This is a genomic window from Catenulispora sp. GAS73, assembly GCF_041262085.1.
Taxonomy (GTDB): domain Bacteria; phylum Actinomycetota; class Actinomycetes; order Streptomycetales; family Catenulisporaceae; genus Catenulispora.
This window is the reverse complement of sequence record NZ_JBGCCM010000043.1, coordinates 39,732-58,451: the sequence shown is the minus strand read 5'-3', so window position 1 is coordinate 58,451 and position 18,720 is coordinate 39,732. Positions and strand designations below refer to the sequence as shown.

Annotated in this window: 17 protein-coding genes; 4 read left to right on the top strand and 13 right to left on the bottom strand. The window is 71.9% G+C overall.

The window, feature by feature from the left end; all coding sequences use genetic code 11:
* Positions 1-7: 7 nt before the first annotated feature.
* The 11 genes from ABH935_RS43040 to uraD all read right to left on the bottom strand — a co-directional run bounded on the left by ABH935_RS43040 (position 8) and on the right by uraD (position 10,466).
* Complete coding sequence (locus ABH935_RS43040) at positions 8-913, bottom strand: 2-hydroxy-3-oxopropionate reductase (protein ID WP_370383769.1); 906 nt, start codon at positions 911-913, stop codon at positions 8-10.
* A complete protein-coding gene (locus ABH935_RS43035) occupies positions 910-1,734 on the bottom strand; it encodes a hydroxypyruvate isomerase family protein (RefSeq protein ID WP_370383768.1) in 825 nt (274 codons plus the stop codon). The genes ABH935_RS43040 and ABH935_RS43035 overlap by 4 nt, the downstream gene beginning before the upstream one ends.
* On the bottom strand, positions 1,731-2,120 hold the full coding sequence (locus ABH935_RS43030) for a gamma-glutamylcyclotransferase (protein ID WP_370383767.1): 390 nt from the start codon (positions 2,118-2,120) through the stop codon (positions 1,731-1,733). Before ABH935_RS43030 ends, ABH935_RS43035 begins: the two co-directional genes overlap by 4 nt.
* Positions 2,117-3,400, bottom strand: coding sequence for an XdhC family protein (locus ABH935_RS43025; RefSeq protein WP_370383766.1), 1,284 nt, complete (start codon positions 3,398-3,400; stop codon positions 2,117-2,119). Before ABH935_RS43025 ends, ABH935_RS43030 begins: the two co-directional genes overlap by 4 nt.
* Positions 3,393-5,732, bottom strand: coding sequence for a xanthine dehydrogenase subunit D (pucD, locus tag ABH935_RS43020; RefSeq protein ID WP_370383765.1), 2,340 nt, complete (start codon positions 5,730-5,732; stop codon positions 3,393-3,395). Before pucD ends, ABH935_RS43025 begins: the two co-directional genes overlap by 8 nt.
* A 91-nt stretch (positions 5,733-5,823) precedes the next feature.
* Positions 5,824-7,188, bottom strand: coding sequence for an 8-oxoguanine deaminase (locus ABH935_RS43015; protein WP_370383764.1), 1,365 nt, complete (start codon positions 7,186-7,188; stop codon positions 5,824-5,826).
* Positions 7,185-7,658 carry a (2Fe-2S)-binding protein gene (locus ABH935_RS43010; protein WP_370353819.1) on the bottom strand — a complete coding sequence of 158 codons (474 nt, stop codon included), beginning with the start codon at positions 7,656-7,658 and terminating at the stop codon, positions 7,185-7,187. Before ABH935_RS43010 ends, ABH935_RS43015 begins: the two co-directional genes overlap by 4 nt.
* Positions 7,655-8,527: a xanthine dehydrogenase family protein subunit M gene (locus ABH935_RS43005; RefSeq protein WP_370383763.1), complete on the bottom strand. Its 873-nt coding sequence runs from the start codon at positions 8,525-8,527 to the stop codon at positions 7,655-7,657. The genes ABH935_RS43010 and ABH935_RS43005 overlap by 4 nt, the downstream gene beginning before the upstream one ends.
* 20 nt (positions 8,528-8,547) lie before the next feature.
* Entirely contained in the window at positions 8,548-9,411 is an 864-nt protein-coding gene (pucL, locus tag ABH935_RS43000) for a factor-independent urate hydroxylase (RefSeq protein WP_370383762.1), read from the bottom strand.
* Between the two features lie 3 nt (positions 9,412-9,414).
* Positions 9,415-9,744: a hydroxyisourate hydrolase gene (gene uraH / locus ABH935_RS42995; RefSeq protein ID WP_370383761.1), complete on the bottom strand. Its 330-nt coding sequence runs from the start codon at positions 9,742-9,744 to the stop codon at positions 9,415-9,417.
* Complete coding sequence (uraD, locus tag ABH935_RS42990; RefSeq protein ID WP_370383760.1) at positions 9,741-10,466, bottom strand: 2-oxo-4-hydroxy-4-carboxy-5-ureidoimidazoline decarboxylase; 726 nt, start codon at positions 10,464-10,466, stop codon at positions 9,741-9,743. Before uraD ends, uraH begins: the two co-directional genes overlap by 4 nt.
* A 141-nt stretch (positions 10,467-10,607) precedes the next feature.
* On the opposite strand from uraD, the gene ABH935_RS42985 reads away from it, so the two are divergent.
* Positions 10,608-12,206 carry a PucR family transcriptional regulator gene (locus tag ABH935_RS42985; RefSeq protein WP_370383759.1) on the top strand — a complete coding sequence of 533 codons (1,599 nt, stop codon included), beginning with the start codon at positions 10,608-10,610 and terminating at the stop codon, positions 12,204-12,206.
* A gap of 13 nt (positions 12,207-12,219) precedes the next feature.
* Entirely contained in the window at positions 12,220-12,810 is a 591-nt protein-coding gene (locus tag ABH935_RS42980; protein WP_370383758.1) for an NTP transferase domain-containing protein, read from the top strand.
* A 20-nt stretch (positions 12,811-12,830) separates the two neighbouring features.
* Here the strand turns inward: ABH935_RS42980 and ABH935_RS42975 are convergent, their stop codons facing one another.
* Positions 12,831-13,139 carry a barstar family protein gene (locus ABH935_RS42975; protein WP_370383757.1) on the bottom strand — a complete coding sequence of 103 codons (309 nt, stop codon included), beginning with the start codon at positions 13,137-13,139 and terminating at the stop codon, positions 12,831-12,833.
* Positions 13,140-13,156: 17 nt separating this feature from the next.
* Here ABH935_RS42975 and ABH935_RS42970 point away from each other — a divergent pair, with 17 nt between their 5' ends.
* Together ABH935_RS42970 and ABH935_RS42965 are read left to right on the top strand one after the other, a co-directional pair.
* A complete protein-coding gene (locus ABH935_RS42970; protein ID WP_370383756.1) occupies positions 13,157-13,606 on the top strand; it encodes a hypothetical protein in 450 nt (149 codons plus the stop codon).
* Between the two features lie 225 nt (positions 13,607-13,831).
* Positions 13,832-15,202, top strand: a complete 1,371-nt coding sequence (locus ABH935_RS42965; protein ID WP_370383755.1) for a beta-propeller fold lactonase family protein — start codon at positions 13,832-13,834, stop codon at positions 15,200-15,202.
* Positions 15,203-15,279: 77 nt separating this feature from the next.
* On the opposite strand, the gene ABH935_RS42960 is transcribed toward ABH935_RS42965, so the two are convergent.
* Positions 15,280-18,612: a fibronectin type III domain-containing protein gene (locus tag ABH935_RS42960; RefSeq protein WP_370383754.1), complete on the bottom strand. Its 3,333-nt coding sequence runs from the start codon at positions 18,610-18,612 to the stop codon at positions 15,280-15,282.
* Positions 18,613-18,720 lie beyond the last annotated feature (108 nt).

The window sequence follows — 18,720 nt, the reverse complement described above, 5'->3', positions numbered from 1 at the left end:
ATGAGCTTCAGTTCGCCTTTCGTGCGGCGCCGCCGGAGCGGCCGGACAGGTTCTCGGCCACGGCCAGCAGCGCGGAGTGGTCCCGGTCGCCCAGGCCCTGCGAGCGCGCGGCCTGGATCAGCGCGGCGACCAGGTTGGTCAGCGGCAGCGCCACCTCGGCCTGCCGCGCCGCGTCCAGGGCGATGCCCATGTCCTTGTGGTGCAGGTCGATGCGGAATCCGGGCTGGAAGTCGCGGGCCAGCATCGAGACCCGCTTGAGCTCCAGGATCCGGGATCCGGCCAGGCCGCCGGCGAGCATGTCCAGGCCCGCGGCGGCGTCCACGCCGGAGGCCTCCATCAGCACGACCGCCTCGGCGACCAGCGCGTACGTGCCGCCGACGACCAGCTGGTTCGCGGCCTTGACGACCTGCCCGGACCCGGCCGGACCGCACAGCGCCGCGACCTTCCCGACCGCGTCGAACACCGGACGCGCGGCCTCGAACACCTCGGGCTCGCCGCCGACCATGATGGACAGCACGGCGTCGATCGCGCCCTTCTCGCCGCCGGACACCGGGGCGTCCAGCACGCGCACGCCGAGCGCCGCGCCGGCCTTCGCGACCTCGATGGAGGTCTCGGGCCGGATGGTCGAGAAGTCGATGAACAGCGTGCCGGGCTTGATGGTCTCGAACACCCCGCCCTCGCCGAGGACCGCCGCCGCGACGTGCGGATGCGCGGGCAACATGGTGATCACGACATCGACGCCGTCGATCGCCTCGGCGATCGAGGCCGCGCCGGTCCCGCCGGCGGCGGCGAGCTTGGCGACGTGCGGGGCGTTCAGGTCGTAGCCGGTAACCTCGAATCCGGCCTTGAGCAGGTTCGCAGCCATCGGGGACCCCATGATCCCCAAGCCGATGAAGCCTATCTTCGTGCTCATGAAAGCGATTCCATCCATTCGAAGCTGTCGGTGGTGATGCCGGTGGACGGCTTGTACTCCAGCCCGACCCAGCCCCGGCCGGACTCGGCGGTGTAGCCCGCCTCGGTCAGGGCCTTGAACAAGGCGGAGAAGTCCAGGGCACCGCTGTCGGGTTCGCCGCGCGCCGGGGTGTCGGCGATCTGCACGTGCCCGAAGCGGTCGGCGTGGGCGGCGATCGTGGCGAACAGGTCTTCCTCCATGCGGGCCAGGTGGTAGAGGTCGCAGAGAAAGGCCAGGTTGGTCGCGCCGGTCGCGGCCGAGACCCGGTCGATCTCGGCGAGCGCCGCGGCGGTGGAGGTGATCGGGTACGCCGGGGACTCGATCGCGTTCAGCGCTTCGAGCAAAACGGTCGCTCCGATGCGCGAGGCGGCAGCGGTGGCCGCCGCCAGGTTCTCCAGCGCGACGTCCCGCTGGTGCTCGACACGGCCCTCGATCCTGTTGCCGTACAAGGCGTTCAGGTTCCGGCAGCCGGTGCGCTCGGCGATCGCAACGGCCACATCAACGCTGTCGCGGAACCGGCCGGCGTGTTCGGGCACGGAGACCAGCCCGCGCGAGCCCACCGACAGGTCGTCGAGGAAGTTCAGGCCGACCAGGCTGACCCCGGCGTCGTCCAGGGCGGCCAGGAACGCGTCCACGTCCTTGTCGGAGGGCACCGCCTCGGTCCCGAACGGCCACCAGAACTCCGCCGCGGTGAACCCGGCGGCGCGCGCCGCGGCGGGGCGTTCCAGCAGCGGCAGTTCGGTAAACAGGATCGAGAGGTTGATGTCGAAGCGGAGCGTCACTGGGCTGCCTCCAGGCCGGCCTTGTACGCACGCCAGTCGGCGTGGTGGGAGATGTCGCGGTAGGTGTGGGGCTCGGTGTAGGCGCGGCGCCGGACCATCGACAGGGTGCCGCCGCCGTCTTCGAGCTCGATGACGCCGAGTTCGAGCTCTTCGGGCTCGGACGGGAGCAGCGAGCGTTCCAGGACGTCCCAGGGCACGTCGTAGAGCTCGCCGACGACGCTCACGCCGCCGGACTCGACGGCCTCGATCGCCGGGAAGGCGTCGCCGACGGAGTAGAAGCGATACTTCGGCGCGGTGCGGACGACGCCGACCAGCGGGGCGTCCTGCAGCAGGTGGTGCAGGGGGCCGCCGCGCATGGCGCCGCCGTTGAGGAACATCAGGGTCATGCCGGGACTCCGCTCTCGACAGGGGAAACGGACGGGGTGTGGTGGATGGCGGTGCTGACGTCGACCAGGCTGCGTCCGGTACCGCCGTGTCGCGCCGCGACGATCTCGGCGGCGATGGACAACGCGGTCTCCTCCGAGGTGCGGGCGCCGAGGTCGAGACCGATCGGGGCGTGCAGGTTCGCGATTTCAGCTTCGGCGAGTCCGGCTTCGCGCAGCCGGTCGGCGCGCTGCGCGCAGGTCCGGCGCGAGCCCATGGCGCCGACGTAGGCGACGGGCAGCCGCAGCGCCTTGACCAGCAGCGGGACGTCGAACTTGGCGTCGTGGGTGAGGACCGCGACGACGGTGCGGGCGTCGACGCGCGTGGTCTCCAGGTAGCGGTGCGGCCAGGCGACCACGACGTCGTCGGCCTCGGGGAAGCGGCGGCGGGTGGCGAAGACCGGCCGCGCGTCGCAGACGGTGACGTGGTAGCCGAGGTACTTGCCGACGCGGACCAGGGCGGCGGCGAAGTCGATGGCGCCGAAGATGAGCATGCGGGGCGCGGAGACGAAGGACTCGATGAAGACGGTCACCGCCTCGCCGCAGTCTTGGCCCTCGCCCTCGGTGCCGACGGCAATGGTGCCGGTGGCGCCGGATTCGACCATCGCGCGGGCGTGGCGGGCCACGATCCGATCGAGGTCAGGGCTGATGGTGCCGGTAGCCGACCATGGATCACCGTCCACGGCGATCGACGCGCCGGGCGGGCCCCACAGGATCTCAGGAGCCTGGGGCCGAACGGCCAGCGACCGGCCGACCAGGTCCACCGGACCGGCGACGACGCGCGCCAACGCGATCGGCTCGCCGGCGATCATCGCGGACAGCGCCGCCCCGATAGCGGGCTCGGGCCGATCGGTGCTCGCTTCCGGGACCTGCTCGGCATCGCGCGCCGGAGCGGCGGTTGAGAGCGTAGCGAGCGTGGCGGGCTCGGCGTCCGGGAACACCGGCTGGATGAAGACTTCGAGCTCCCCACCGCAGGTCAATCCCACGGCGAACGCATCATCATCGCTGTATCCGAAGGTCTCCAGCACCGGCCGACCATGCTGCAACGACTCGACACAGAGCTCGTACACCGCCCCCTCCACGCAGCCGCCCGACACGCTCCCCACCACCGTGCCCTCGGCGTCCACCGCGAGGGCCGCGCCGAGTTCGCGCGGTGCGCTGCCCTTCACCGCGACCACCGAGGCGACCGCGTAGGCCTTTCCGGCCGTGTGCCAGGCGTGCAGGTCTTCCGTGATGTCACGCATTGCTGGCAACCTCCGTCAGGTCCTCCGGTCGGATAGGCACGCGCCGCAGGTCCAGCCCGGTGGCGTCGCGGATCGCGGCCGCGATCGCCGGGGTCGAGGACAGGGTCGGGGGCTCGCCGGCGCCGCGCAGGCCGTAGGGGGCGCGGGGGTCGGCGTTCTCCAAGATCTCCATCTTCATCGGCGGCATGTCGAGGATCGTGGGGATCAGGTAATCGGTGAAGGAGGGGTTGCGGACGATGCCGTCGCGGACCTGGATCTCCTCCATCACCGCCAGGCCGAGGCCTTGCGCGGAGCCGCCGTGCAGCTGGCCTTCCAGCGACAGCCGGTTCATGATCTTGCCGACGTCCTGGACCAGGTCCAGCGCCACGACCTTGATCAGCCCGAGTTCCACGTCCACGTCGACGACCGCGCGGTGCACGGCGAAGGCGAGCTGGGTGTGCGAATTCCCCTGGCCGGTGAACGGATCCATCCGCTGCGTCCGGTGGTGGTGATACTCGCGGGTCTCCTCGATCGGGCCGGACGCCAGCACCTGCTCCAGCGTGGCGACCACGCCCTCGGAGACCGACACGATCTTCCCGCCGACCAGCGACAGGTCGTCGTAGTCGCGGCCGTGGTCCTGCGAGACGCGCGCGAACACCGCGGCACGCACCGCCTCGCACGCGGTCTTCACCGCGCCGCCGGTCATGTACGACTGCCGGGAGGCGGAGCTGGAGCCGGCGTTGCCGACCGAGTTGTCGGCCGGGTGGATGGTCACTTGCTCCACACCGAGCTCGGTGCGGGCGATCTGCGCCTCCAGCGTGACCAGGCCCTGCCCGACCTCCGCGGCGGCGGTGTGCACCAGGGCGCCGACGGTGTCGCCGAGCAGTTCCAGGCGCACGCGCGCGGTGGAGTAGTCGTCGAAGTCCTCGGAGAAGCAGATGTTCTTGACGCCGAGGCCGTAGCCGACGCCGCGCACCACGCCTTCGCCGTGCGTGGTGTTGGCGGTCGAGCCGGGCAGGTTGCGCAGGTCCGAGGTGTCGGCCGGGGCCGGCATCGGCAGTGCCTTGAGCGTCTCCAGCATCTCGGCGACCGGCGCCGGGGCGTCCACGACCTGGCCGGTGGCGAGCTTGTCGCCCTGGGTCACGGCGTTGCGCTGGCGGATGGTGACCGGGTCCAGGCCGAGGGCGGCGGCCAGCTTGTCCATCATCGACTCGTACGCGAAGCAGGCCTGGACCGCGCCGAAACCGCGCATCGCGCCGCACGGCGGGTTGTTGGTGAACGCGCCGTAGGAATCGATCCTGATGTTCGGGATGACGTACGGCCCGACGCCGAGCGAGGCCGCGTTGCCGACGACGTTCACGGTGGCCGAGGTGTAGCCGCCGCCGTCCAGCACTATCTCCACGTCGGCGAACACCAGCTTGCCCTCGGCGGTCGCGCCGTAGGTGTACTTCATCGACGCCGGATGCCGGTGCACGTGTCCGAAGAACGACTCCTCGCGGTTGTAGACCATCTTCACCGGCTTGCCGACCCGCAGCGCCAGCATCGCGGCGTGGATCTGCATCGACAGGTCCTCACGTCCGCCGAAAGCACCACCGACCCCGGACAGCGTCATCCGGACCTTCTCCTCCGGCAGACCCAGGCAGGGGGCGATCTGCAGCAGGTCGTTGTGCATCCACTGGGTGGCCACGTAAAGGTCGACGCCGCCGTCCTCAGCCGGAACCGCGAGCCCTGATTCGGGACCCAGGAACGCCTGATCCTGAATGCCGACCTCGTATTCGCCGGAGACGACGACGGCGCACTGCGCGCGCACCGCCGGATCGTCGACGTCGGCACCGACCCGGACCGGCTGGTGCCGCACGAGGTTGCCGTCCGGGTGGATGCGCGGGCACTCCGGGTCGAAGAGGGCGCGGCGGGCGTCGACGATCGGTTCGAGCACCTCGTAGTCGACCTTGATCAGCTTCAGAGCACGCCGCGCGGTCTCCGGGTGGTCGGCCGCGACCAACGCCACCGGCTCGCCCTGGTGCCGGACCTCGCCGATGGCCAGGACCGGCTGGTCGCGGACGTCCAGGCCGTAGAGCTTGTAACCGGGAACCTCTTCGTGGGTGAGGACGGCGTCGACGCCGGGCAGCGCCAGAGCGGCGGCGACATCGATGGAGCGGATCAGGGCCCTGGGATGAGGGCTGCGCAGAGTCATGCCCCAGACCATGTCGTCCATGAACAGGTCGGAGGAGTAGGCGAACTCGCCCTTGACCTTCAGGGGGCCGTCGGGGCGGGTCGGGCTGTCGCCGACGCCGCCGGTGGTCGTGGACTGGTTCAGATCACGGGGTGCACGATCCGGAGCACGAGTAGGCATCAGAACACCTCCGGCAAGGGTCGGTTCTCGGCGCGGGTGACGAGCTTGATCGCGGCGGCCGACGCGAGACGGCGCGCGGTGCGAGGCGGCATCAGGACGCCTCCATCAGCGAGCGGGCAGCGATACGGCACTCGCGGGCCAGAGCGTGCTCGTCGGCAGTGAGCAGCGTCCCGTCCTCGACCACCGGCTTCCCGCCGACCGCGAGCAGGCGCAGCGGCGCCGGCGGACCGAAGACCAGCGCGGCGACCGGGTCGGCGATGCCGGCGTGGCCGAGGCCGTTCAGGTCCCACAGCGCCACGTCGCCGAGCTTGCCGACCTCCAGCGAGCCGATCTCGGCCGCACGCCCCAGCACCTGCGCGCCGCCGATCGTCCCCAGGCGGAGCGAGGCGCGAGCGTTCAGCGCCTCGGCCGGATCGGAGGACAACGCGCGCAGCCGCGAGACGTACATCGCCTGCCGCAGCTCCTCCACCAGCATCCCCGACTCCTGCGACGCGGCGCCGTCCACGCCGAGTCCCACCGGGGCGCCAGCCGCCAGCAGGTCCTTGATCCGCGCGTGCCCGGAGCCCAGGCGCGCGTTGGACGACGCACAGTGCGCCGTGCCAGTCCCGGTGTCGGCGAAGCGGCGGATCGCCGAGTCCGACAGGTGCACGCAGTGCGCCAGCCATACGTCCGGCCCGAGCCAGCCGAGCTTGTCGGCGTACTCGGCCGGCGTGCAGCCGTGCGTGGCCAGGCAGAACTGCTCCTCGTCGAGCGTCTCGGCCAGGTGCGTGTGCAGCCGGACCCCGTGCTCGCGGGCCAGCGAGGCGGACTGCACCATCAGGTCGGAGCTGACCGAGAACGGCGAGCACGGCGAGAGCCCGATCCGCAGCATCGAGTCGAACGACGCGTCGTGGTACCGCGTGATCGCGTCCTGACTCGCGGCCAGGATGTCGTCCAGCCGCTCCACCACGGAGTCCGGCGGCAGCCCGCCATCGCTGTGACCGCGGTCCATCGACCCGCGCGTCGGCTGGAAACGCAGGCCGATCTGGCGCGCCGCCTCGATCTCCGCGCCGAGCAGGTCGCCGCCGTGGCGCGGGAAGACGTAGTGGTGGTCGGCCGAGGTGGTGCAGCCGGTCTTGGCCAGCCAGGCCAGGCCACCGCGCGCGGCGGCGCCGAGAGTGTCCTCGGTCAGCCGGGCCCAGATCGGGTAGAGCTCGACCAGCCAGCCGAACAGCGCCTCGTCCTGGGCCAGCCCGCGGGTGATCCACTGGTAGAGGTGATGGTGGGTGTTGACCAGGCCCGGGGTGACCAGGCAGCCGGTGCCGTCGATGACGCGCGCCCCCTCCACGCGCGATGCGGGACCTGAACCCACGGCGGTGATCCGGCCGTCCTCGATGACGACGTGCCCGGACTCGTACTCGGTGTTCGCGGCGTCGACCGTGGCGATCGCGGCGTTCTGGATAACGATCGTGCTCATGCCGCACCGGCCTTCACAGCGGCCGCCTCGCGGACGGCGTCGAGGATCTTCTCGTAGCCCGTGCACCGGCACAGGTTCCCGGCCAGCGCCTCCCGGATCTCCGGATCGGACGGGCTCGGATTGCGCTCGATCAGCGCGTGCGCCTGGACCAGCAGGCCCGGGGTGCAGAAGCCACACTGGACCGCGCCGGCCTTGATGAAGCAGGACTGGATGGGGTCCAGCTGCTCGCCGTCGGCGAGTCCTTCGACGGTGCGTATCTCCCGGTCCTGCACCTGCCCGGCGGCCACCAGGCACGAGCAGACCGGGACGTCGTCCAGGTACACCGTGCAGGACCCGCATTCACCCTGCTCGCAGGCGTTCTTCGAGCCCGGCAGTCCGACCCGCTCGCGCAGCACGTACAGCAGGCTCTCGCCCTCCCAGACGTCGTCGGCCTCGGCCCGGCGCCCGTTGACGGTGAAGGTCACTCTCATATCAGTTCCTCGCTGCTCTGATGCTCGCGCCAGGCCCAGGTCAGGGTGCGGCGGGCCATCACCGACAGCGCGTGCCGGCGGTAGGCGGCGGTGCCGCGGACGTCGTCGATCGGCGCGGCGGCGGCGGCGACCAGCTCGCCGAACCGCTTCGCGATCCTCGGATCGAGGTCGCCGCGGCTGTCCCAGGGCAGCTCGTCGGCGACGAACAGCTCGGCCTCGAATGCCCGGCGCGGGGTCGGGGCGGCCGAGCCGATGCCGGCGCCGACCTTGCGCGCCTCGACGTCCAGCGCGACGGCGAAGGAGCACACGGCGATGACCATCGCGTTGCGGGTGCCGATCTTCGAGAACTGCTGCGGGCCCTTCTTCGGCGCCAGCAGCACCGCCTTGATCAGCTCGTCCTTCTCCATGGCGTTGCGCTTGACGCCGAGGTAGAACTCGGTCGCCGGGATCATGCGCACGCCCCGCGCGGCGGACTCCACCTCGATCACCGCCTCGGTGGCGACCAGCACCGGGTGCGTGTCGCCGGCCGGGGAGGCCGCGCCGAGGTTGCCGCCGACGCCGCCGCGGTTGCGGATCTGCGGGGAGCCGACGGTGCGCGAGGCCATGGCCAGGCCCGGCAGGTCGGCACGCAGCTCGTCGATGATGCGGGCGTAGGGGACGCTCGCGCCGAGCCGGATCGTTCCGTCCGGGTCCCGGCTCCACTGGTGCAGCGCCGAGATCCGGTTCAGGTCGATCAGGGCACCGGGGCGGTGCCGGTCGAAGTTCAGCTCGACCATGACGTCGGTGCCGCCGGCGATGGGGACCGCGTCGGGCCGCTCGGCCCGGGCGGCCAGCGCCTCGGCCCAGGTCGCGGGGCGTAGGAAGTCCACAGGTAGGCTCCGGTTGCTTCTCAGGTCCAGGCCGGGCCGGCGTCGGGGGCGTCGTCGCGGTGCACGGCGCCCTCGATCAGGCCGTAGGGCCGGTCCGCGGCGATGAACGTCTCGTTGGCGTTGTCCAGGCCGAACGGTGCGGTGTCGTACAGGAAGTGGTGCTTGTTCGGCAGCTTCAGCCGGACCTCGCACAGCTCCGGGCTCTGCTCCAGCACCCGGGTGCCCATCTCGAACAGGGTCTGCTGGAGCGAGCGGCTGTGTGTTGCCACAAACGCCTCCAGCAGCGCGTTCCTGGCCCGCTCGTAGGACTTGCCCCAGTCACCGGATACGCCGGAATGCCGCCACTGCGCGTTAATCTGCGTGGCCAGGATGCGGTCGTGGGCCTCGGCCAGCGTCGTGTACTCGTCCTTGACGTAGCCCCAGAACTCGGAGTCGGTGGAGTTCAGGACGGTGAGGTCCTTCAGGCCGCTGACCACCCAGACGTCGCTGCCGTCGTAGTGCACGGTGCAGGTCCGGGTACCGCCGCCGCTGCGCAGGAACGAATGCGGGCCGTCACCGATGCGCTCCCAGGCATGCTCGTCGACCTCGACGCGAGCGTGCGTGATGCTCGGCTGGGAGTCGACGAAGTGCCGCGCCAGCAGCAGCGCGTAGTCCTCGATCTCGACCGCGCCGTGCCGCTGCGCGAAGGCGAAGCAGGTGTTCTTCATGGTGTCGGTCGGCAGGACGCCGGAGTTGTCCCCGGTCAGGTGGGTCGCAGCCAGGTCGCCGGACAGGGCCACGGAGACGGTTAGGTCCTTGATCTGGTGGACCGGCCCCTCCTTGGTGATCCGGACGACCCGGTTCTCACACTTGCCGTAACGGTTGTCCCCCAGGACGATCGACATCGGCTAACTCCCTCGATAAGTCGAGTAGGCGAACGGGCTGAGCAGCAACGGGACGTGATGGTGCGCGTCCGGGTCGGTCACCACGAAGGCGATCGCCACCTCCGGGTAGAAGAATTCGGCGACCCCGGCGGCCTCGAAGTAGGCGGCGGTGTCGAAGACCAGGCGATGCGGGCCGCCGAGCAACTCGGCGCCGAAGCGGATACGGCCGTCGGCATCGGTGCGCTCACGGGCGACCGGGAGCCAACCGTCGGGGCGCGCCACATCCAGGCGAACCGGCACCCCCGCGGCCGGCCGGCCGTGCATCGCGTCCAGGACGTGGGTCGACAAGCTCATCGGGCGGCTCCAGCCGAAGCAGAGCCGGCGGACTCACCGGCTGCGGCCTCGGCGGCCGAAGTCGCACCGGCGGTCGCGTTGCCGGCTGCCCCCGCAGAGCCAGCACCAGCGCCACCGCTCGCGGCGAGCCGTTCGAGCCGAAGCAGCACTATCGCCGCCAGCTCGGCGCGCACCTCCTGCTGCTCGGCCGCCGCATCGTTGCCGAGCCGCCGCTGGGCCTCGGCCAGGATCTGCTCCGCCGGCCGTCCCGAGGCGCAGATCAGGAACACGTGCCCGAACCGGCGCTCGTACTCCACGTTCGCCCGCGCCACCGCACCGAGCACCGCCGCGTCCGCCGAAGCCGCCGCCGACTGCTCGGCCCGCGACCACTTCGCCTCGCGCGACTCCCCCGCCGCCTTGTCCCCGATGCGGGGGTGCGCGTCCAGCGCCTCCAGCACGTCGGACCACCGGAGCGCCTTGATCCCCGCGCTCGCGGCGGCCGCCAGCTCGGTCCAGCCGCCGTAGGGCCGTCCGTCGACCATGGCGTCCGTCCACCGTAGGCTGGCGCAGCAGGCGCTCAGCGCGCGCCGCGCCTCGTCCGCGGACCAGGCGTTCAGCGCGGTCACCGCCTCGCGGCGGGCATCACCGGGCATCGGCGCCTCCTTTCCGGGCTTCGTGGTGCCGGGCGGCACGATGGTGAGTGAACCGCCGTCGGCGGGGGTGCGGCCACGGGCCGAAACCATGAAGCGACGGTGCGTCTGTAACCGGGGTTTCGGAGGATCCTCCAAAGACGCCGCACGCAGGCCGTTCCTAGGCTGCGCGGAGCGGAGGTAGCCTCTGTTTGATCACGACCGCCCCGACGCCGGCAGGAGAAGGGAGTGACCATGCGACTGCGCGAGCTCCTGGACACCCCGATGCCCGGTCTGGAGCTGCTGACCGGCCCGGACGTGCTGCTGGAGCGCGAGATCAGCTGGGTGGCCACCACCGACCTGCTGGACCCCGGCCGCTATCTCAACGGCGGCGAGCTGGTGCTGACCGGCCTGATCTGGCGGCGCGAGCCCCGGGACTCCGAGCGCTTCGCGCGCGCCGTCTCCGAGGCCGGGGCCGCGGCCATCGCGGCCGGCGACGCGTCCGGCGCGCCGATCCCGCGCGATCTGATCCAGGCCTGCCGCACGCACCGCACCCCGCTGTTCCGCGTCCCGACCGAGCTGGCCTTCGCCACGCTCACCGAGCACCTGGCCCGCCAGCTGTCCGCCGAGCGCGCCGCCGACATCAGCTCGGTCCTGGAGCGCCACGGCCGCCTGGCCTCGGCCTCGGCCGCCGGTACCGCGCTGGCGCCGATCCTGGAGCTGTTGGCCCAGGACGTCGGCATGCCCTGCTGGGTCCTCACCCCGGCCGCCCGGCCGGTCGCCGCCTCGCACGAGCCGATGCCGCCGGCCGAGGCCGAGGCGACGGTGCGCGAAGTGCTGCGCGCCGGCCAGTTGCCGGCCCGGATCCGCCGCCGCTCAGTGTTCGCCATCAGCTCCGGCTCGCCGCTGACCGACTGGTACCTGGTCTTCGACGGCGACCACAAGCGCTGGGATCCCCGGCGGCAGGCCCTGGCCTCGAAGGCGGCGGCGGTGCTGGCGATCGAGCGCGAACGGCTGGCCGCCCGCCGCGAACCGCTGCGGCAGCTCGGCGCCGAGCTGGTGCACCTGGTCGCCGAGGACGGCGGCGTGGCCGACATAGCCGCGCGCGCCGACCTGGTCGGGGTGGGCCCGGACACCGAAGTGCAGGCGATGGCGCTGGCCGGGCCGGGCGGACAGTCGGCGGCGATATTGCGGGCGTTGTTGGAGGAGGTCACCCAACGCACGCCGCGCGACAGCGAGCCGACGGACCCGGCCGAGACCGCGCAGCTACCGGAACAACGCCGCCCGGCCGAACGCCGCGGCCCCTCGGACCCGGACTTCCCGATCGCCGAGTTCGACGACCACGCCGTCGCCCTGGTCCCGAATCCGCCGCCGGACGTGACCGACCGCATCCGCGACCTCCTCACCAGCATGGCCGCGGGCCTGGGTCGCGAACGACTGGCGATCGGCGTCGGCAGCCGCCGCGCGGAGAGCCTGCGCGCCACCGTCGACGAGGCCCGCCATGCCCTGCGCATCGGCCGGGCGCGCAACGACCAGGTGAGCGTCATCGGGCACGAGGAACTGGCCTCGCACGTGCTCCTGCTGTCGGGGCTGCCCGAAGACGTGCGCGCGGCGTACTGCGACCGGTTGCTCGGACCGCTGCGCACCTACGACGCGCTACACCGCTCCGATCTGGAGGCCACGCTGGAGACCTTCCTGGCGTGCTCGACCTCGTGGACCCGCTGCGCCGAGCAGATGCACGTCCACGTCAACACCCTGCGATACCGCATCGCCCGGATCGAGGAGCTGACCGGCCGGAGCCTGGCCGATCTGGAGACGCAGGTCGACCTGTTCCTGGCGCTTCGGCTGCGATAGCTCGGAGGACGCATTGGACGCCTCGGACGCGAACGTGGCCGCGATCATCCTGGCCGCCGGCGGCGGACGACGGCTCGGCGGACACCCGAAAGCTCTGCTGTCCCACGGCGGCGAGCTGCTGGTCGAGCGCGCGATCCGCACGGCGCGCGCCGGAGGCTGCGACACGGTGGTCGTCGTCCTCGGCGCCGAGGCGGCCGACGTCCAGCGCCGAGCGAACCTGGCAGGCTGCGCGGTAGCGGTGAATCAGGATTGGGCGACCGGCATGGGCTCATCCCTGCGCGCCGGGCTGGCGGCGCTGACAGCGGTCCCCGGTTCGTGCCGCGCGGCCGTGATCCTGTTGGTGGACCAGCCGTTCGTCACGCCCCAGGCAGTCCGCGCCGTCATCGCCTCCGGCGCGGACGTCGCCGCAGCGGCCTACGAAGGCCGACGCGGCCACCCGGTCCTGATCGCCGCCCGGCACTGGCCCGAGGCCTCGGCCGCAGCGATCGGCGATCGTGGCGCACGGGACTTCCTGGCTCGGCACGAGGTGGTCGCAGTGCCCTGTGACGGCTCGCCCGCGGACATCGACGTGCCCGAGGACCTGGCGTTGCTCGACGAGGCCTGAGCGCTGCGCTACCTGTACAGCTACCGCAGCTCCAGGTGCACCTCGTCGCCGGCCTGCTTCCCGCCGGGGCCGTGGTCCAGGATGATCTCGACGAGCTGGTCGAACTTCTCCGCCCCGAGCAACTCCCGCGACCGCGCGGAGTCCAGCCAGCGCAACACGAAGCCGTCCTCCGGCGTGCCGAAGCCGCCGCGCAGGATGTCGTTGAAGGCGTCGAGGTGCCCGCGCCAGGTCCACTCGGTCAACAGCTTCGTGAACTCGACCGTGAACCCCTCGTAATCGTCGAAGCGGCTGCCGTCGATGGTCAGGACCGGGAGCTCCGTGGACGTCATGGTGCGATGATATGGCGATGGCGCGCATCCGAACCCTGAAAGACGTGCACCCCACCCGCCGTGGACTGGTGCTCGCCTGGTGGTCGTTCACCGTCATGTTCGGCGGGCTGCGGCTGCTGACCTGGGCCATCCACGTGCACGTGCGCGGGTTCGGCAACGTCACCGCCGGCGGCGTCCACATCCACCACTACCTGTGGGGGATCCTGATCCTGATCTGCGTCGGCGGCGCCGGGATCGTCGAGCGCTCGCCGCTGTGGCACACGTGGATGGGGCTGTTCTTCGGCATCGGGCTGGCGCTGGTGGTCGACGAGGCGGCGCTGCTCATCGAGCTGAAGGACGTCTACTGGACCGGCGCCGGCGGGGTGAGCGTGGCGATCGCGCTGATCGTCATCGGGGTCGCGGGGAGCGTGCTGGCGCTCACGTGGGCGCGGGGCGTCGAGGAGCGGGAGCACGACCGGAGCGAGTAGGCGTCGGCGGCAGAACAGAAACAGCAGAACGAGAGTTCGTCAGGCCCCGTACGGACTTCCTGCGGTCCTCCCCCGAGGGCTTTCCCTCACGCGGGCCCCGACCTCTCGATAGTGGGGCCGGGCCGCGATAAAACAGAGCGTTGAGTCACCTCGCGCCTACGCCAGTCCGCCCCACCCACCGTCGCCGCCCGACCGCAGGGCGGCAGCGCATCCGAAGGAGCCCGTGTGACCCCCCAGCTCACCCCGCACTCCTGCGAGCCCGCCGACCCCCGGCCCACCCGCCCCCGCCGCGCCTCGGCGCTCCTGGCCGCAGGCGTGCTGGCCGCGACCGTGGTGCCGGCCCTGGCCGCCGGCACCGCGCACGCGGCCGGCGGCTCGGCGCTGCCGCCCGGGACCTACGTCTACGTCGCGAACGCGGCCTCGAACACGGTCTCGGTCATCGACACCGCCAGCCAGACCGTGGTCGCCACCGTCGCGGTCGGCGCCGCCCCGACCGGGATCGCCGCCTCGGCCGACGGCCACAAGGTCTACGTCACCGACTCCGGCGCGTCCTCGGTGTCGGTCATCGACACCCAGGCCGCCGCCGGGCCCGCGGTGGTGGCGACCATCCCGGTCGGCCGCCAACCGCAGTCCGCCGCGCTGTCCCCGGACGGCAGCCGGCTCTACGTCGGCGACGACGTCGCCGGCACGGTGTCGGTCGTCGACACCACCTCCGACGCCGTGATCGCCACCGTCAACGCCGGTCCCGGCGCCGAGGGCCTGGCCGTGTCGCCCGACGGGTCCCGGGTCTACGCCGCCGACACCGGCGGCTCCTCGGTCACCGTCATCAACGCGGCCACGGATGCCGTCGTCGCCACGGTCCCGGTCGGCCAGACACCGGTCGGCCTCGCGGTCTCCCCCGACGGCTCGCACGTCTACGTGCCCGACTACGGCAGCGGCCAGGTCTCGGTGATCAACACCGCGACCGAGACGGTGTCGGCGACGGTGCCGGTCGGCGCCAGCCCGCACAGCGCCGCGGTGAGCCCGGACGGCTCCACGGTCTACGTCACCGACGCGGGCTCGGGCACCGTTTCCGTCATCGGCACCGCGAGCGCGACGGTGACCTCGACGTTCACCGTCGGCGCCGCGCCGCACGGCATCGCGCTGGTCGTGGCGCCCACCGGCGGCGCGGCCTACGTGGCCGACTTCGGCGCGGCCAGCGTGTCGGCGGTGAATCTGGCCTCTGACTCGGTGACGGCCACCATCGGGGTCGGCAACAACCCGGTCTACCTTGCGGTGTCGGTCATCAAGCCGCTGCCGACCGCGCTGACCGCCGGGACCGCCACGCTGACCCTGCTGCCGCTCGGCGAGGCGAACCTGAACGCCACGCTGACCAGCAACGGCGTGCCGGTCGTCGGACAGAAGATCACCTTCACGGACAACACCGGCGAGTTCCTGTGCAGCGCCACGACGGACAACGCCGGCCACGCCGCGTGCAGCACGGCGCCGGGGCTGCTGGACTCGGTCGGGGTGCTGCTCGGCGGGTACAAGGCCACGTTCGCGGGGAGCCGCTACTACCTGCCGTCCTCCGCGCACGGGAACACGGCGCTGCTGTAGGCGAGCTGCTTCGGATACGTTCGGATACGGCGGTGGGCCCCGGAGATCTCCGGGGCCCACCTTCGTCGCGCGAGTACTCAGCTGTGCTTGAACACCACCGTCCCCGCCAGCCAGACCGTCGAGCCTCCGGTACCGAACGTCGCCGCCGACGTGGCTCCGGCCGCCGGGACCTGGTCCTCGACGAGGAATTCCATGTCGCCGGTGTTCGAGACGTTAGAGCGCTGCGTGAACCCGGTGCCCGCGCTCAACGCGTCGCCGAACCCTGAGTCGGCGTAGAAACCCACCGCCAACTCACCCGCCGACGAGGCCGCCGTGGTCGCCCCGGACGAGACCGTCCCGGCCGCACCGGTGGTCCCGCTCGCATGCGCCTGCGTGTCGACCGCGGCGAGTTCCGCCGCCGTCGACAAGCCCGAGTACTCCACCGCCGCGACCCCGACGGCGGCTGCCGACGAGACCTTGGCCGTGACCGTCGGTTTGGTCCCGCCCCCGGCGGTGATCGGCGCGCTCCACACGCTCATCTCCGTGTTGTCGGAGGCCGTGAAGTGCGTCAGCTCCGTATAGACGTTGCCCGCCGAGTCGGTGACCGCGGTGGCTGTCGCCGAGGAGGAGTTCCACACCCCGACCTCGACGACCAGCCGGTTCCCGACCGTGATCGGCGTTCCGAGTGTCACCCCGGTCGAGGAACCGCTGGGGACGTGTGTCGAGGCCTGTTGCACGAACACCGGTGCCACGACGTTCGTCGGCACCACCGCGTTCGACGGCGCCGACGCCGGGCCGGTGCCCACCGAGTCCGTCGCGGTCACGGTGAAGGTGTAGCTGGTCCCGTTCGTCAGGCCGCTGATGGTCGTCGAAGTCGCCGGCGGGGTACCGGTGACGGTCGTCGGTGTCAGGGCACTGCCGTTGGCGTACGGCGTCACCGTGTAGGACGTGATCGGCACGCCGCTGGAAGCCGGGGCGGTCCACGAGACCGTCGCCGAGGACGGTCCCGCCGTCGCGGTGACGGCGGTCGGGGCGCCGGGCGCCGTCGGCGCCGACGCGCTCAGGTGCACCGTGGCCGCGACCGACGGCACGCCGGCCTTGTTCACGATGAACAGCATGTAGTCGCCGGGAGGCGCGATCGCCCCGCCGGAGGGTGCCTGCACCGACAGCGTCCCGCTGCCCGCGGTGAACGACAGCGGCACGAAGTGCTGGTCCATGTCCGACTGGTGGGTGTCGGAGCCGAAGGAGACCAGGTTGATGGCGGAGATCGAGGCGGCGTCCGGGGTGCTCACCGTCATCGCGCTGCCGTAGGTGGCCGACCCGGGCCCGGTGGTGATGGTCGGGCGCGCGCCGTTGAACAGGTACGACGGCGAGTAGATCTGCGCGTTGTACTGGCCCGGGTCGCTCAGGCCGGTGGGGTGCCCGCCGCCGGCGATCAGGACCCTGCCGTCCGGCAGCAGGACCGCCGTGGAATGGTAGTTGCGCGCGGCGGCGATCGAGTCGATCGTCGTCCACTGGTTCGTCGCCGGGTCCCAGATCTCGGCCGGGAGGGCGCCGGTGGTGACGACGCTCTGGTCCGAGGTCGCCTCGCCGCCGACCGCCAGGACCCGGCCGTCGGCCAGCGTGGTCAGGGTGTGGTAGATCCGCGGGTAGTGCATCGGCGCGACGGCCTGCCAGCTCGGCGTGGCCGCGGTCAGGTCGATGGTGGCCGCCGCGGCGACCGAGCTGCTGGTGGTCTCCACGCTCGCGGCGCCGCCGCTGTAGAGGATCTTGCCCGGCCGGTACATCACCGCCGAGCCGTTCTTCAGCCCGCTGGCGCCGACGGAGGTCCAGGTCTGCGCGTTCGCGTCGAGCCAGTAGGAGACGTCCTCCTCCGGGCCGATGGTGAAGATCTTTCCGTTCGGCGCGAGGTAGGAGAACGGGTACTCGACCTCGTGGACCTGCGGCGTGCTGATACTGGACAGCAGCGTCCAGGCGTTGGCCGCCGGGTCGTAGACCTCTGGGGTGTCCGACCAGGTGTTGGCATCGCTGGAGTTGCCGCTGAGCACGAGGTAGCGACCGTCCGGCAGCTCGGTGAGATCCGGGTACCAGCGCTTGAGATGCATGTCGGCGGCGCGGGTCCAGGTGTTGGTCGCCGGGTTGAAGATGTTGGTGTCGGCGATGCCGAGCATGCCGGTCGAGGAGGCGCCGTAGCCGCCGGCCACCAGGACCCGGCCGTCGGGGAGCTTGGCCAGGCCGCTGCAGAACAGGCTGTCGCTCGGCGTGGCGGTGGTGAACGCGCCGGTCGCCGGGTCGTAGACGTGGGTGGGCTGCGGGTTCTGCCAGCCGTCCCAGACCAGGACCTTGCCGTCGTCGAGCACCGCCGAGTGCACGGCGACGATCGGCCAGGTCTGGAGCGCGCCGAACTGCCCGTTGGGCACCGGGTCCGGGACCGCGGTGTTCGAGGGCTGCGACACCGGACCGGCGCCGACCGCGTTGGTCGCGCTGACCGTGAAGGTGTACGGCACCGCGTTGCTCAGCCCGGTCACGGTCGCCGAGGCGGCCGGCGGAGTGCCGGTCACCACGGTCGGGGTGCCGGCGACGCCGTTGGCGTAAGGCGTGACGGTGTAGGCGGTGACCGGCGATCCGCCGTCCGCGGGCGCGCTCCAGGCCAGGGTGGCCGAGGCGTTGCCGGCGGTGGCGGCGACGTTCGTCGGGGTGCCCGGCGCGGTGGCGGCCCCGGAGCCCTCGGGCTTCAGGACCACGGTCGCGGCCAGCCAGATCGTCGAGGCGCCGGTCCCGAACGCGGCGTTCGGGGTGGCGCCGGCCGCGCCGGTGAGCTGCTCCTCCACGGCCAGTTCCATGTCACTGACCTGGGAGACGTTCACCCGGCCGGTGAAACCGGAGCCGGCCGTCAGGGTGTTGCCGAACCCGGAGTCCGCGTAGAAGCCGAGCGCGAGCTCGCCCGGAGCCGTGGTCGGCGCCGTGGCACCGGCCGCGACCGTTCCGGCGCCGGAGGTCTTGCCGGTGGCGTGGCCCTGGACGTCGACCACCGAGGCGCCGCCGATGCTGGAGACGCCCGAGTACTCCAGCATCGCCACGCCGACGTCGGCGGAGCCGGTCGGCTTGGCGGTCAGCGTGGGAATGGTGCCGCCCCCGGAGGTGACCTGCGCGGTCCAGACGCTCATCTCGGTGCCGTCCGAGGCGGTGAAGTGCGTCAGCTCGGTGTAAGCGTCGCCGGCGGAGTCGGTCACGGAGCCGGCCGTCGCCGCCCCCACGCTCCACACCCCGACCTCGACGACCAGCCGGTCGCCGGTCGCGACGGCGGCGGTCGGCTTGACCGTCAGCGCACTGACCCCACCGGCGTGCGCCCAGGCCTGCTGGACGAACGTCGGCGCGCCGCTGGAGGCGTGCGCCGTCCCGGCGGGCCCGGAGACGAGGCCGACGGCCACGCCGACGCTCCCGAGGGCCAGCGCCAGCGAACTCAGGCCGCCTAACGACCATCTGTGCCAGCGATGTTTTGATGTGCTCGATGTCATGGATCCCCCCACACAGTGCTG